This window comes from Mesobacillus persicus (assembly GCF_900109925.1).
Lineage (GTDB): Bacteria > Bacillota > Bacilli > Bacillales > Cytobacillaceae > Mesobacillus_B > Mesobacillus_B persicus.
On record NZ_FOBW01000010.1, the window covers coordinates 157837 to 173445 of the forward strand.

Annotated in this window: 13 protein-coding genes; 1 reads left to right on the forward strand and 12 read right to left on the reverse strand. The window is 40.3% G+C overall.

The annotated features are described in order from the left end of the window. Window positions 1-91 precede the first annotated feature (91 nt). Window positions 92-706, reverse strand: coding sequence for a LysE/ArgO family amino acid transporter (locus tag BMX30_RS14945; protein WP_090747302.1), 615 nt, complete (start codon window positions 704-706; stop codon window positions 92-94). 160 nt (window positions 707-866) lie between these two features. On the opposite strand from BMX30_RS14945, the gene BMX30_RS14950 reads away from it, so the two are divergent. Further along, entirely contained in the window at window positions 867-1661 is a 795-nt protein-coding gene (locus BMX30_RS14950; RefSeq protein WP_090747305.1) for a TIGR00266 family protein, read from the forward strand. 571 nt (window positions 1662-2232) lie between these two features. Here BMX30_RS14950 and BMX30_RS14955 read toward each other — a convergent pair. From BMX30_RS14955 to BMX30_RS15005, 11 genes are all read right to left on the reverse strand, one after another. Next, the gene (locus BMX30_RS14955) at window positions 2233-3051 is read right to left on the reverse strand and encodes an ABC transporter ATP-binding protein (protein ID WP_090747308.1); all 819 of its coding nucleotides are present in this window, start codon (window positions 3049-3051) and stop codon (window positions 2233-2235) included. Between the two features lie 176 nt (window positions 3052-3227). Further along, window positions 3228-3755, reverse strand: coding sequence for a gamma carbonic anhydrase family protein (locus BMX30_RS14960; protein ID WP_170843902.1), 528 nt, complete (start codon window positions 3753-3755; stop codon window positions 3228-3230). A gap of 25 nt (window positions 3756-3780) precedes the next feature. After that, window positions 3781-5289, reverse strand: coding sequence for a tripartite tricarboxylate transporter permease (locus tag BMX30_RS14965; protein ID WP_090747311.1), 1509 nt, complete (start codon window positions 5287-5289; stop codon window positions 3781-3783). Window positions 5290-5325: 36 nt separating this feature from the next. Then, window positions 5326-5832 (reverse strand): tripartite tricarboxylate transporter TctB family protein, encoded by a 507-nt coding sequence (locus BMX30_RS14970; RefSeq protein WP_090747314.1) that lies wholly within the window; start codon window positions 5830-5832, stop codon window positions 5326-5328. 73 nt (window positions 5833-5905) lie between these two features. Next, the gene (locus tag BMX30_RS14975) at window positions 5906-6898 is read right to left on the reverse strand and encodes a tripartite tricarboxylate transporter substrate binding protein (protein WP_090747317.1); all 993 of its coding nucleotides are present in this window, start codon (window positions 6896-6898) and stop codon (window positions 5906-5908) included. A gap of 292 nt (window positions 6899-7190) precedes the next feature. Continuing rightward, entirely contained in the window at window positions 7191-7985 is a 795-nt protein-coding gene (locus BMX30_RS14980; protein WP_244532612.1) for an enoyl-CoA hydratase/isomerase family protein, read from the reverse strand. 13 nt (window positions 7986-7998) lie between these two features. After that, window positions 7999-9213: a CaiB/BaiF CoA transferase family protein gene (locus BMX30_RS14985; protein ID WP_090747320.1), complete on the reverse strand. Its 1215-nt coding sequence runs from the start codon at window positions 9211-9213 to the stop codon at window positions 7999-8001. Between the two features lie 332 nt (window positions 9214-9545). After that, window positions 9546-10193, reverse strand: coding sequence for a GntR family transcriptional regulator (locus BMX30_RS14990; RefSeq protein ID WP_090747322.1), 648 nt, complete (start codon window positions 10191-10193; stop codon window positions 9546-9548). A gap of 660 nt (window positions 10194-10853) precedes the next feature. Further along, entirely contained in the window at window positions 10854-12221 is a 1368-nt protein-coding gene (locus BMX30_RS14995; protein WP_090747326.1) for a (Fe-S)-binding protein, read from the reverse strand. 22 nt (window positions 12222-12243) lie between these two features. Further along, window positions 12244-13680, reverse strand: coding sequence for an FAD-binding oxidoreductase (locus tag BMX30_RS15000; protein ID WP_090747329.1), 1437 nt, complete (start codon window positions 13678-13680; stop codon window positions 12244-12246). A gap of 12 nt (window positions 13681-13692) precedes the next feature. After that, a complete protein-coding gene (locus BMX30_RS15005) occupies window positions 13693-15585 on the reverse strand; it encodes a sigma 54-interacting transcriptional regulator (protein WP_090747332.1) in 1893 nt (630 codons plus the stop codon). Window positions 15586-15609: the final 24 nt, after the last annotated feature.

The window sequence follows — 15609 nt, forward strand, 5'->3', positions numbered from 1 at the left end:
TTGGTTATGAGTTTAACTCGATGGAGTTACAAAGTACCCTGACTATATTTCCAGTAAATCACAAAAAAACCATAATACTTAAAAAAGCCATTTACAAATACAACAATTGAATCCCAATATATACAGCAACAGCCCAAATCATAACAGCTGAAACCTTATTAATGATTTTTAAAAGTCGCCCATCCGGGTCCAAATGTCCAACCATTCTTCCTGCGATCGCTAGCCCCAAGAACCATATCCAAGAAACAACAATGCAGGCTGCAGAGAACGCCACCTTTTCAGCTCCCGAGTAGCTTAGCGAACTTGTCCCAATGACGCCAACCGTATCAAGGATGGCATGCGGGTTTAGAAGCGATACAGACATTGCAAACAAGATTTGCTTCCTTGGTGCCATCGCCCCATTTTGTTGATTCGATTGTGCAGGTGAGCTATTCCAAATCGACCATCCCATATAAAGCAAAAATAAAAAGCCTACAGAAAATAAGGTTGTTTGTAAGAACGGGACTGTCAAAACAAGGACAGATACACCTAGCACAGCTAAAAGAATTAAGAGTGTATCACAAAGGGAAGCTGTGATGACGACTGGAAAAACCCTCCGAAATAGAGGCTGTGAAGCCCCTTGATTAAAAACAAATACATTTTGGGCACCCAGAGGGAGAATAAGTCCGAATGCCAAAACAATTCCATGCAACAATGCCACCACCATCCGAGTATCCCCCTTTCGGTGTCATAGGACTGCTTTGATCAATCTTTTAGTAAATAGCTTAATAAAAAATATAATATATGTCGACACTTAATATGAAACTTTTTCCAATAATAATCGTACAAATATGTGGAAGTAGATAAAATATTATGGGGATGATGAGATGAATAACCATGAGATTGACTACGAAGTAATTGGCGATGACATGCAGTTTGTTCAAGTAGAACTTGACCCAGGTGAAACGGTAATTGCCGAAGCCGGAAGCTTAATGATGATGGATGATGGAATAACAATGGAAACTGTATTTGGAGACGGCTCCAACCAAGGTGGTGGGATAATGGGCAAACTGCTAGGTGCAGGTAAACGCGTGCTAACGGGTGAAAGTCTATTTATGACGACCTTCACTAATGATCAGAATGGGAAAAAACGTGTTTCTTTTGCCTCCCCTTATCCTGGTAAAATTGTCCCATTAGACTTAAGTGAGCTCGGTGGAAAGATTATCTGTCAAAAGGATGCCTTTTTAGCTGCTGCCAAAGGAGTCTCAGTTGGGATTGAATTTCAACGTAAGTTGGGGGCAGGTTTCTTCGGCGGCGAAGGTTTTATCATGCAAAAGCTCGAAGGCGATGGCATGGCCTTTGTTCACGCAGGGGGAACACTTTATAAGAGGACACTGGAACCCGGCGAAGTGCTTCGAATCGATACTGGTTGTCTCGTTGCGATGACAAGCGATGTCGATTACGATATTGAAATGGTTCGTGGTGTGAAAACGGCCCTATTTGGTGGGGAAGGATTATTCTTTGCAACACTTCGTGGACCAGGGAGCATATGGGTTCAGTCGTTGCCATTCAGTCGACTTGCGAGCCGAGTGTTCGCTGCTGCTCCACAAACTGGTGGCTCTTCTAAAGGAGAAGGCGGAATTGGTGGGCTGTTTGACCTTTTTGGCGGAGATCGAAACTAGTTTATTTTTAAAAAACAACCTCCTAATATTAAGGGGTTCTGTTTTGAAGTACAAAATATGAATCAATATTGCTTTACGTATAGTAATTCGCACCATAACTAAAAAGCAACTTGAGGAGAAAATCGGAAAAGAAAAATGCTTCGAGAAATATATGCTTCAAGCATTTTTTTTCCCACTGATTAGCGATCTCCAAATCTACAGTATTGCCAGCAAAACAGCTACTAAAATAAGGGGAGAAATTCCTCTTATTAAGGACATAGCACGAAAAATAGAGTAAATAGAGGGAAAGATTCCCCCTATTTACTCGAAAAACATGAAAATGGACCATATTGCTTTGCCTTAACGGGAAAAACTCCCCTTATATCCCCCGACCGAGTCCTAATTTACAGAATAACGGGAAAAAGTACCGTTATTTAAACAATCGAAGATTACACAATTAAAGATATGTCAACAAAAAAGAAGTAGCCAATCCAGGTGAATAGGACTGCTAATTGGTTGCTAATTTAGTTTTTGTTTTCGAAATCCAACCCGTTATCCTAAAACTGTAAAGCTAAAGTTTAGCAGGTTGGTTTTATTTTTTCTCAGCAAAAGTTTTTATCCGAATCCATGGCCGTCTATTCTCCCATTCTAGTGAGATTGGCACACGGAAGGTTTGTTCCAACAACGTTTCAGTAAGAGTGGATGATTTATCTCCTTCGGCTACTACCTCTCCAGACCTAATTAATAGTGCATGGGAAATAGAAGGCACAATTTCTTCAATATGATGAGTGACATACAATAATGTTGGACCACCAGGGGTGGCAATCATCTCTTCAACTGTTGAAAGGAGTTCTTCCTTTGAATAAATATCAAGACCATTACACGGTTCGTCTAAGATTAATAACTTTGGAGATGAGATCAAGGCCCTAGCAATCATGACCTTTCTTCTTTCACCTTGGGATAAAGAAGTAATTAGTTGATTAGCTAAGTGTTTAATCCGAAAGCGTTCTAATAATTCGATTGCCTTGTCCACGTCCTGCTTTGTAATTTCTTCATAGAGTCCGATGGAAGCAAACTTTCCACTGATCACAACCTCAAGCGCTGTATCACTAGGTCGGGTATGAAACTGGTCATCCAATGATGAACTTACCCATCCAATCGATTTTCTCAATTCTGGTATGTTGGTTTTTCCAAACAGATTCCCCAACACTGTCACTTCCCCGTTATTTGGCCATTGATATCCGGTAATCATTTTTAAGATCGATGTTTTCCCAGAACCATTTAGTCCTAATAATGCCCAATGCTCCCCACTACTCACATTCCAGGAAACATTCTTTAATATGTCTTTCCCATTTCTATGCCATTTGATGTTTTGTAGAGATATTACATCTCCTCTAACTGGCTTACCCATTTGTATCCCCCCAACGAGTCTAGTAAATAGTATGTATATTCAGTATATTCTAACTGAACGCGAAAGAAAATAAAAAAGATGGTGGGTTGCGCTAGAAATGAATTAATCACACTAACAACCACCATCCCTATTAACCACTCTTTATGCAAGTCCCACTATATTTAATAGAAACAAAGCTATTCTTTCGAAACAATCCCATTATCTCTGAACCGCTTCCCGTTTCTTTGATAGTGGCTAGCCCCTTCTAAGATTCTTTGCTTTAGCCCCTCATTAATTGGCTTTAATGGTTTTGCTGGTACACCTGCTGCCAACATGCCTTCTTCGATGATCTTATTTTCACCTACAACAGCACCTGCAGCTACAACGGCTCCCTTTTTTATGTGAGCCCCATTCAAGATTACTGCCCCCATCCCAATCAAAGCCCCATCTTCAATGGTACACCCATGGATGATGCAGTTGTGACCGATTGTAACATTCTTCCCAATTCGAACAGGATACCCTTCATCAACATGAATGGTCGTCCCCTCTTGGACATTGCTGCCGCTTTCAATCTTAATTGAATCATTCTCCGCTCGTAGGACGGCATTAAACCAGATTGAAACATCATTCTCTAATGTGACATCCCCAATAATATGGGTACCCGGGGCGATATAAACTGATTCATGTACATTTGGTTTCATTCCATCCAACTCGTATAACAACATAACCCACTCCCACTTTAAACAGAATTTAAGATGCGATATTTTTTTCGCCCCTCAATTTTGCTCTTCTTTTATTTATCCAGCCCTTAATTAACGGGTAAAGAATACTAACTAGCGCAAGTAACAGTAAAACTAAGCTAATTGGACGGGTAAAGAAAACAGTGAAGTCATTATTCGCCATTTGCATCGCTCTTCTGAATTGGTCCTCGGCAATGGGTCCCAGCACGACTCCTAATACAATTGGAGCAAGTGGAAACTTAGCATTCTCAAGGAAATAACCAACTAAACCGAACAATAACATCACGCCGACATCAAAAATAGAGTTTCTCACCGCAAAGGTACCGATGATACAGAAAAGCACAATCAACGGACCAATAATCGAGTATGGTACTCTAAGAATCTGTGAGAATACTGATATAAATGGCTTGGCAATAATTAGAATAAATAGATTCGCAACAAGAAGCCCAATTAAAATCGTATAAACCAAAGGAGCCTGCGTTGTAAACATTAATGGCCCTGGTTGAATCCCATGAAGGATAAACGCCCCTAGTAAGATGGCCGTCGTAGCACTACCAGGAATACCCAATGAAAGCAATGGAACCATTGCGCCCATCGCAGCAGCATTATTAGCGGATTCAGGTGCGGCTACTCCTTCTGGAACACCGGTTCCGAATTCTTCCGGTTTTTTTGACCATCGAGCGGCTTCACTATAACTTAGCATCGCTGCTGTCGTCGCTCCAATTCCGGGCAATATACCGATAAAAACCCCCATAAGCGATGAACGGCCAATTACACCCGAGATTCGCTTCATAAGATTTAAGCTCGGGAGTTCGGTTCTAACTTTTTGCTTCCCTGTTTTCCGAGGTCTTTTCTGCACTTGTCGCAGCACTTCAGATATAGCGAACAACCCGATTAAGACAGGGATAAAATCAATTCCAGACATCAATTGGCCCGAACCAAAAGTAAAACGGGGTGTACCAGTCATGGTATCAAGCCCAATCGTAGCAATAAACAAACCAAAAGAAACACCGATAAAGCCTTTCACAAGATTTCCAGCGCTCAAGGAGGCCACTACTGTCAAACCCATCACTGCCAGAGCGAAGTACTCTGGAGCAGAAAAACTTAAGGCAAATGTCGCCAAGAGTGGAGTTAAGAAGATTAGGATAATGGTCCCAATGACTCCTCCCGTCGCCGAACTAAAAATGGAAACACCTAGGGCTTTTCCACCTTCCCCTTTTTGAGCCATTGGATATCCATCAAAAACAGTTGCTACTGCCTCTGGTGTACCCGGAGTCCGGAATAAAATCGCACTAATGGACCCAGAAAATACCGATGTGGCATAAATCGATGTTAATAATAGGAAAGCGGCAGTTGGATCCATTGCATAGCTGACCGGGAGAAGGATAATGACTAACATTGTGCCACTAATTCCCGGAATCCCACCACCGATAAACCCTAGGAGAATACCAGCGATTAAAATTAGAAGATTAATTGGATCGATTAAATTTCCTAATCCCCCTAATAGGCCTTCAATCATTGAGCTCACCTCTTTTATAGTAAGTTGTGATGTAGATTAATAGAATAGTAAACTGAAGGTACTAAAAATTCCAACTCCCCTAGGAAAGGGTGTGTTTAATAGAATCGGAAATAGAATGACAGCACCTGCTGTAGCTAAGAATCCAGTTAACAAGCCACGTGTCCATTTACCTATTCCGAAAATTAAGGACAACGCAAAGATAAAGAGTATGGTGGCAATGATAAACCCTATATACTCGAGAAAAAGCGTGTAAACAACGAGTGTCCCAAATAAATAGAAAAACCTTTTTGGATAGACTAATTCATCCTCATCATTCGCTAAATCTTCGGCCTGTTCATTGGCTGTTTTCACCTGAGTTTCCTTAACACGAAAGGTTTTTATCAATAACACGATGGACAGAACTAACATGATTGTCATCAACGCCCCTGGCCATGAACCTGGTGCGATTAAGTCTCCTGATCGGTTTTCGATTTGAAATGACATCACGAGGAAAAAGGTTGAAAAAGCAATCATAAAAATGGAAATAGTCCGTTCAAGTAACATGTCTTTCCCCCTAATCGTTACAGCCATAATTTAATATAGAAAGGCAGGTTCACCTGCCTTCCCATGAAATAACTTAGTTTCCTGCTAGAATCTCTTTATACGTTTCAACTAGTTTTTCTAATTCAGCATCATATTCCTCTGTAGGAAGCCAGCCTTCACGAAGGTGTAAATAACTTGCTTTTTCATATTCCTTATAATCCGGACGATCCTTTGCTTCTTCCAATGCTTTCGCTAAAACTTCAACAATCTCATCTGGGGTATCTTTATGAACCATAAATCCTCGGCCCTGACCGTCCGTTACATCAATTCCTAAATCAGTTGAGATTGGAACATCTTCAAACCCTTCCATTTTCTTGTCTGTAAAGGCTATCAACATTTTAATGGAACCATCCTCAAGTTGAGCAACTGATGGCCCTGGCTCTTCAGCAATTACATCAATATGGCCTCCAAGCAATGCTGCCGTCATTTCCCCAGATCCATCAAAGGAAACATAGTTGAAGTCTGTTCCTGTTGCTTTTTCGAATTGTGCTAAAACTAGCTCATCAAACCCTTTTGCTCCGGTACCACCGACAGTAATTTCACCTGGTTTTTCTTTTGCTTGGGCAATCAGATCATCAATATCTTTAAACTTCCCATCACTTTTTACTTGTAATGTCATTGTATCTTTCTGTACACGTCCAATTGACTTAAACACACTCATGTCATTTGGTTCAGATCCAGACGCAATATTAACAGGATGATTCGATGTCATTGACCAAATGGTATAACCGTCAGCTGGCTTCCTCGCCACATAATCAGCTGATGGAATTCCTGCTGCGCCTGGCATATTGATAACGTTAATATTTACACCTAGAATTTCTTGTAGCTCCTTTGTAACCGCACGGGCGAAATTGTCACTACCGCCACCAGCTCCAAAGCCAACGACAACTTCAATTTGTCTTTCTGGGTAAGTACTACCGCCTTCATCACCTTCATTTGAGGTACCAGCTTCATTTGAATTACAAGCCTGCAAGATCATCCCGATTGTTAGTAAAATAATGAGAAATGAAAACTTTTTAACTTTCATATTAACCCCCCGTTTTTTTCAATCTTTTCGTCTTTCCTACTAATCTGGCAGAAAATCTGTCACTCTGGAAAGCGTTGTCATTCTTCACCAATGGACTAGCAACATTCACCCCCAAGAACTATCTTCTTTTTCTAATTTTATTAATATTCTAAATTTTATATATGCAATTATCGTGCCAACCTTGGAAACCTTGGTTTCTAGTGAAACTACAACGATTCCAACTTATAAATGTTCCATTTCGAATCACTCTTAACGATAAGCTTGTTTCAATCAGGAACAATTTGTGAGACTTCTATGAAAATTTGAAATTTGGTTTCCGCTTTTCTAAAAATGCAGTGACACCTTCACGGTAGTCCTCTGAAACAAACGATTCAATAACAAGATTAGAAGTTTCATTCGAGTCCGTTACATCTCCGTGAAGAACACGATTAATAATTGTTTTCGATCCCCTGACAGACATTTGTGCATTTTGGCAAATCAGCCGCGCGAAATCATATGTTTGCTTTTCTAATTCGGTACTATCAATGATTTTGTTTATTAATCCCATTTGTAGAGCTTCGCCCGCCTCAATAATTCTTCCAGTAAACAAAATATCCTTTGCATTAGCAGGACCGACTAAATCAACTAGGTTTTTCGTCCCTGGTGTATTGTAAATCAAACCTAGTTTGGCCGGAGTAATTCCGAAACGGCCCGTTTCATCGGAAAAACGGAAATCACATGCCACAGCAATTTCACAGCCACCTCCGACGCAAAACCCAGAAATCATTGCAATACTTGGCTTTGGACTTTTAGCAACCTTTTCTTCTAGTACCATCGTCGCATCATTGTATTTCTCTGCACCCTCTGCTGTATAGCGCATCGTTTTAAATTCTCCAATATCAGCCCCAGCTGAAAAAGCCTTTTCAGTCGTACTTCTGAATACAATCACCTTAACTTCACGATTTGCATTACACTCATCCACCAAGTGGGCTAAATCAAGCCACATGTCATAAGTGAGGGCATTTCTTTTCTCAGGTCGATTAATGTAAATTGTTCCTACCCCATTTTCCACTTGCAAATACACTTTTTTCTGATCGGTTGTACTCAATGTTTTAGCCTCCTTATTGATTTGAGACACTTTGGGGATATTGCTTGATGACCCCTCTGTCTATTAATTTTTGAATTCTTTCACTCTCATACCCTAGCTCTTGAAGGACTGTTTCACTGTGCTGCCCTAAGAGCGGTGCCGGAGTTTTAATTTCTGCTGGTGTATCAGAGAATTTTGTCGGAGAACCAATAACCTTCATCTTCCCAATCACAGGGTGCTCCAACTCTTTGACCATATCTCGAGCTAGGTAATGTTCATTATTCATTGCTTCGCCAAAGTTATTTATCGGCCCAGCTGGCACACCAGCCTGCTCACACTTTTCAATCCAATAAAAAGCTTCCTGTTGTTTCGTGATTTCTTCTATTTCTTGCTCAAGTTCAGCTACATGCTGATGACGAAGTGAATTCGTAGAGTATCGATTGTCTGTAATCCATTCAGGTTTTCCAATCACTTGAGTACAAAACTTTTCCCAAGTTCGTTGGTTAGCACAACCAATCATCATATAGGCATCTTTTGCTTTTATTGCCTGATAGGGTGCGGACACACGGTGTCTATGACCCGTTGCCTCAGGGATTGTTTGATTAGCAAAGTAAGCTGCCGCTTCCCATGTGAACCATGGCAACCCACTCTCTGCTAGTGATACATCAAGCATCTGCCCATTTCCTGTCTTTAATTTATGAATATAGGCAGCTAAGATCGAATAAACCGCTGTAATTCCAGCACCAATATCATAAACAGCAATACCGGATTTTAGTGGCCGCCCTCCAGGCTCGCCTGTCATGCTCATCAATCCCGTCATTCCTTGGGCAACTAAATCGAATCCTCCTTTGTGAGAGTAAGGTCCCGTTTGGCCATAGCCTGAAATGGAACAATAGATGATTCCATCGTTTAGTTTTTTTACTGTTTCGTAATCAATACCCAATGATTTTGTAACTCCAGGACGAAAGTTTTCAACAAACACATCCGCTCCTTTAATCAATTCATTAAAGATTTCTTTTCCTTCTTCTGACTTTAAGTCGATGGCAATACTCTTTTTGTTACGATTAATTTGGTAAAAGCAAGTCGACTCTCCGTTGACAAAGGGACCCATTTGCCTGGAATCATCTCCGCCTTGAATCTTTTCAATTTTTGTAACGTCAGCACCTAGATCAGCAAGGACCATCGTACAATACGGACCAGCCATGATCTGTGAAGCATCAAGAATTTTTGCTCCCTTTAGAGGACCCATTAAGAAAACCTCCTATAATTTTGAAAGATGAACCTTCCACGTAACTATTTTCTGGGGTTTTTCCCCGTTTCTATTTTTTCACCTATATATATGTATACTGTATACAGAATACAATATCAATTTTAACGAGATGGATTTTAAAAGTCAATATAATTATCTAAAAATTTTATATATTTAATCAATTGCGAGAGGCCAGCATTTTTGGAGGTAACTGTGGAATCAAATGGAACGCGAAGCACATATAACGGAACAAAAAAAGACTGTAGCTAAGCTCGATTATTTATCGAGTTTGTCTACAGTCTCAAGCATTTCAGAGGAAATGACTTTTTTGTTTATAAATCTTCTAATCCTCTTTTTTGATCATTTAACATATGGGTTTCAATGCACTGAATGGATTTCTCAACATCCCTAGTTTTAACTGCTTCAAAAATGCTTCTATGCTCATGATAGATATCCATATTATTTTTCGCTTTTTTGTTAATGTTTGCACGATAAATCAGAAGTAACGAACGCACATAATTCAATAGTTGAATCATTCTAACGTTAGGACAATAATTCATTAAACATTCATGAAATTGTGTATTAGCCTCTAATATTTTATAAGGATCTTCCTCTTGAATCGCCTTCTCTGATTCTAATAGAATGGATTCAATTTTAGGAAAGTCTTCCTCTGGAATTAAACCTACAATTGATTTAATTACTTCTTTTTCTAAGACTATACGGGTTTGGTAAAGATCTAAAAAGTCATGTTTATTAATTTCTACAATCTTCATTGTTGTATGGTCCTGAATTATCAAACCTTCAGATTGGAGTTGCCTTAATGCTTCTCTGAGTGGTGTTCTACTAATCTCATATTGTTCAGCTAGTTTAGACATGATTACTTTCTCACCTGGTTGGAGCTTACCTGTCACAATCAGTCTTTTTAACTCCTTGTAGGCTTGCTGATATAGAGGTTCTGGAAAGGTTAAAGCCAACTTCATCCCTCGCTTTCTTTTGAAGAAGGGCTTTGATAAAGAGGTATGTTGATATCCGACTCCAATTTGTCTTTTACCAAAGCACTTGAATAAGTTATATATATATGTATACAGTATACAATAAATATAATCCCCTTTGTAGCAGTTGTCAAACCACAGTTAGCGCCTCCTTTGTGCCCCTTTCACAAATTACGACCCGGATAATAGGTTTAAACATAACTATTATATTGAACCTTAAGATTAGGGTGTTTAGTAACCAGTGTAAGTAATATTCACATACCAACAGGGGTATTTATTCCTAGTACAGGGAATATATATTCTCGTACCAGGAATATAACGTCTCTTACCGGGAATATAACGTCTCTTACCGGGAATATAACGTCTCTTACCGGGAATATATCGAAGTAACCAGGAGAAAACACCCCAGCGCACCCTCTAAATTGTCCATTAAGGTTAAAAATACCCCGCAAGTTAGAGAAAAAAAGCCTCATTTCCTATGAAATGGGGCTCTTTTGATTGCTTTCTATGAAAAAATTTGGTCATTTTAGCAAGTTTCCGATACAAACGGTGCTTCGTGAACAATTCGCGAATGGCCTATGCCTGTTGCCTCGCCCTTTTCTAGTACAACAATATCATCCGGTCGAGAGTCGGTGTGCGTTGTTCTGATTAGGAAGGGGACTTACTCTCTGCACGGTCAATTGATTCTACTAAATAATCGACCACATGCTTTGTTTCAATCACCTTTTCCATACCTTCTTTATGGACTCCTAATTTCATTTGCAAATAACAACCTGGATTGGCGGTTATTAAGACCGCAGAATCTGTTTCTTTCACTTTTTCCATTTTCTTATCCAAGATTTCATTTGCTAATTCTGGTTGAAGCATATTATAAATACCAGCAGAGCCGCAGCAATATTTCTTATCTGGAAGCTCAACATATTCTACATTAGGAACGGTTTTAACTAGTTTAGCAGGTGCATCCTTCACTTTCATTACATATTGCAAATGACAGGAAGGCTGGTATGTGACACGTTCACCGCGCCCAACTGTTGCTGGCATCTCACCTTTTTCATGAACAATTTCACTAATATCACGAATTTTACTTGAAAAGCCTTTCGCCCGCTCGAGCCATACCGGATCATCACGGAAAAACTCTTCATACTCTACTAAAGCCGCTCCACAGCCGCCTGCATTCGTAATAATATAATCAACCTTCGCCTCTTCAAACGCTATGATATTTGCTTTAGCCAACTCAATCGATTTGTCTGTTTTCCCGCTATGATGGTGCAATGCACCACAGCAAACTTGCGATTTCGGCGTAACAACGTCAAAACCCGTCTTTGATAAAAGTTTAATAGAGTTATCATTTGTTTCCCTGAACATCATATCCATAAGACATCCTTGAAAGAACGCTACCCTTCCTCTCGAATCTCGTTTCTCATTCGCCCGCGGGGTAAATTCGGGATGGTGCTTACGCTTCGAAGGAGGTAAAATATCAGGCATAATTCTTTCCATTTGCTGCATTTGTTCCGGGAAGAACTTCATTATTCCAATTGCTCTGGTCACCTTCTGCAAGCCACTCTTTTGATACATCCATAATAAATTTCCAACTTTATTTAGGTTCTTTTGATCAGCAAGGACCTTATCAAATAGGAATTCTTTTACATTTCGTACAGACTTTGCTTGTTTTTTTATATCAACTTGGTTCGTATCTAACTTCACGCTCTTCTCATGAAAAGAATCCATCTCTACTGCTGCAGCAATTTGCTCTTTTGCTACCATAACAATATCCGGAACCTGGACATCCATCGGACAGGCATCAACACAAGCTGAGCAGAGAAGGCAGCGATCCAACTGATCCTTGATTTCTTGATTTACTGAGATAGTTCCTTCAAGTAACGCACGGGCCATTAACACCCGTCCTCTAGGTCCATCTGCCTCTCGTCCTGTAATATTTAAGGTAGGACAGACACCACGACAGGCACCGCAACGCACGCATGTATACATTGACTGTTCAGGTGTAAGTAATTTCAAACGATTTCACCTCATTCCCTCTCTAGTTAGGCAGTGCCATTTTCCCTGGATTTAGGATATTGTTTGGATCAAGTGTCTTTTTTATAGCACGCATGATGTCCATCGCCGGACCATGCTCTACATCCATATACTTCGCACGCACAATTCCAACCCCATGTTCAGCTGTTGTCGTGCCTTCCATTTTTATCGCCAGATCATGGATATCATCGATCATTTTTTGAACATTTTCCATTTCAACTTCGTTATTGCTGTTTACAACTGGTCCTGTATGCAAATTTCCGTCACCTACATGGCCATAGATTCCGCAAACGATTCCATATCGGTCTGCTATATTATGAATCTCCCTTAATGTTTCGGGAAGTCTTGAAATCGGAACACAAATATCCTCGCCACCATAAACCCGGAAACCTCCTGGCTTTAACAAACCAACAGCAGCACCTACCAATTTTCTTGCCTGCCAAAGTTTTTCACATTCTTCTGGTTCATCACTGAATTTTATATAACTCGCATACTTTTCAACGACTTTCTTTAAGCGGGTCACTTGAGAGGAAACCTCTTCTTTCGCTCCATCCACTTCAAACACAAGAATCGCTTCATTATCAATAGGCAGATTTAATTCGGGTTTCATCATATTCACTGCTTTCGTACAGTTAAAATCCATGATTTCAATCGCAGAGGGCTGGAGGCCTGAAGAAAACACCGCATTAACCGCTGCTCCTGCATCCTCTAGTTCCTTAAAAGAACAAAGGACAATTCCCCTTGTCACTGGAAGAGGCAATAATTTTAACCGCAGTCGAGTAACAATGCCTAGTGTCCCTTCTGAACCAATCATCAAATGCGCTAAGTCATAACCAGAAACCGATTTTAACGCTTTTGAATGAGCGCCACCGGTCACAATGACATCTCCTGTCGGAAGCACGACTTCCATTCCAAGAACATAATGTCTGGTTACCCCGTATTTTACCGCCCTAAGTCCACTCGAGTTATTTGATACCATGCCACCAACGGTACACATATTGGCACTCCCTGGATCTGGGGGAAACCTTAAACCATATGGTTTGAGTGCTTCATTCAAATCATTTTGAATGACACCTGGTTCAATCATTACCTGCATATTCCGATGATCAATATCTAAAATCCGATTCATTTTTGAAAGGTCCATCATAATCCCGCCCTTTGTTGAAACAGCACCACCAGTTTGACCAGTTGCTGCCCCTCTTGGATAAACAGGGATTTTATACTCATTGGCAAGCTTCACACATTCACTAACTTCTTCCGTCGATAAGGCAATAACCGCAACTTCTGGTTTCCTAGGATTCAATTGTGTTTCAAAGGATGCATCATAGGAATAGGTAATCATATCGGTGTTATTCGTTAAAACTCGGTCCTCACCGAAGATTTCCGTTAATCGGGATATTACTTTCTTATCTAAAGGAGGTCGCGCCATCGTTTCTGTCATAAATATTCTCCTTTATGAATTATTTATTTTCCGCCATAATGTTGTCCGGCCAATTCCTAAAATTTTTGCTGCTTCTGTTTTATTTCCATTCACTTGATTCAATACTTCGAGGATGTACTCGCGTTCATATTCTTGAAGTTTCCCTGTATCTTGTTGCTCTCCGTTTTCTTCCTGATTAGTTTTCAGTTGGAGAAAGTCCTTTCCACCAGCAAGCATGACCGTTTCCTTGCTGATAACTTCATCTGGGGACAAAATCATTGATCGTTCAACTATATTTCGAAGCTGACGAATGTTACCTGGCCAATGATATTGCTTAAGGATTTCCATTGCTTCAGGAGCAAATCCGAAGATTTCTTTTTGGATATTTGGCTCTAGCTCTTCAATAAAGTGTTCGCATAACAAAGGCAAATCCTGTATTCTTTGACGTAAAGGCGGGATAGGAATATCCAAAATATTCAAGCGGTAATAAAGATCTGCCCGGAACTTTCCTTCCTCGACCATAACCTCAAAGTCACGGTTTGAGGCAGCAATTACCCGAATATTGATGGGAATAACCCTTTCGTCGCCCAGACGCATCACTTCACCTTCTTGAAGAACCCTTAAAAGTTGCGCCTGAACGGACTCTGCTAATTCACCAATTTCATCGAGAAAAATGGTTCCCTGATGGGCTAATTCAAAGAGACCCGTTTTTCCTCCCTTGCGCGCTCCCGTAAATGCACCATCTACATACCCAAACAATTCACTTTCGAGTAAATTTTTCGGAATAGCGGCGCAGTTTACTGCCACAAAGGGTCCATCTGAGCGTTTGCTTAGGCTATGAATTAAATGGGCAAAGACTTCCTTTCCCACTCCTGTTTCGCCTGTCAATAAAACCGTCGAATCTACCTGTGAATACTTTTTTACCTTATCAATCGCTTTTTGATACGATTTACTTTCGCCGACAATATTCTCTAGCTCGTATTTCGTCACATGGCCACGATGTAATAATTTCTTTCGAATTTCCTGTTCCTGCTGCTGAAGCTTTTGGAGTTCTTGGAAGGTACATACGGCACCAAATACTTTGTTCTCATGTAGAATCGGGATTCGATTGGTAATGATTTTAACGCCATTTTCATCCTGAATTCGATTTAGTTCCTCTTTTCCGGATAAAATTACCTTTTTCATTCTGGAATTTAGCAAAATATCGTCAATCCGTTTGCCAATTACATTTTCAAACTGGATGCTGAGAATCCGGTGAGCGGAAGGATTGCAGACGGTAATGATGCCGTTTTCGTCAACAGCGATCACACCATCAGCAATAAAATCCAGAATGGCTTGCAGCTGTTTCGTCCGTTTCGCTTCTGTACGTCGCACATCAAGTATGCTCTTAGCCTCTTGAATTGCTTGGATTACTGATTCTACACCGGATGTAAGCACAACCGTCTTAACATTAGGGTCATTTACTTTGTTAACGTAGACACTTTTACCAATTAGAACATCAATCTTACGACTCACCAGTGTTCTAACGGCACTTTCTACTTGATCAATCTTGTCGATTGTATACTTCTCTATTGATAACCCTAGTGCCGCTTCTATTGCTTCGACTCCTTGAAGGACATCTACAGTATCTGCAATTCCAATTTTCAGCCCGTATTTTCTCGCTTCGGTTATGGTTCGCAATAAGTCATAGCCTGTTATCGGAATTTGAACGACCGGTATATTGAGTGTTGATTCGGTCATTTTTGCCCCTACAGTTCCTCTACTAATAATGACCTCTGTACCACTTTGTTCAAGTTGTTTAGCGATGGAGATTGCATTATCAAAATTTATTTTTTTGATTATGAAACTTTCCCCGGTTCTACTACAAGCTTCCTCAGCAACCGGTATGATTTCATCGATGGGAGCTAGAATAGCGATTTTAGACATATACACACACCTCTAACTTCTCTA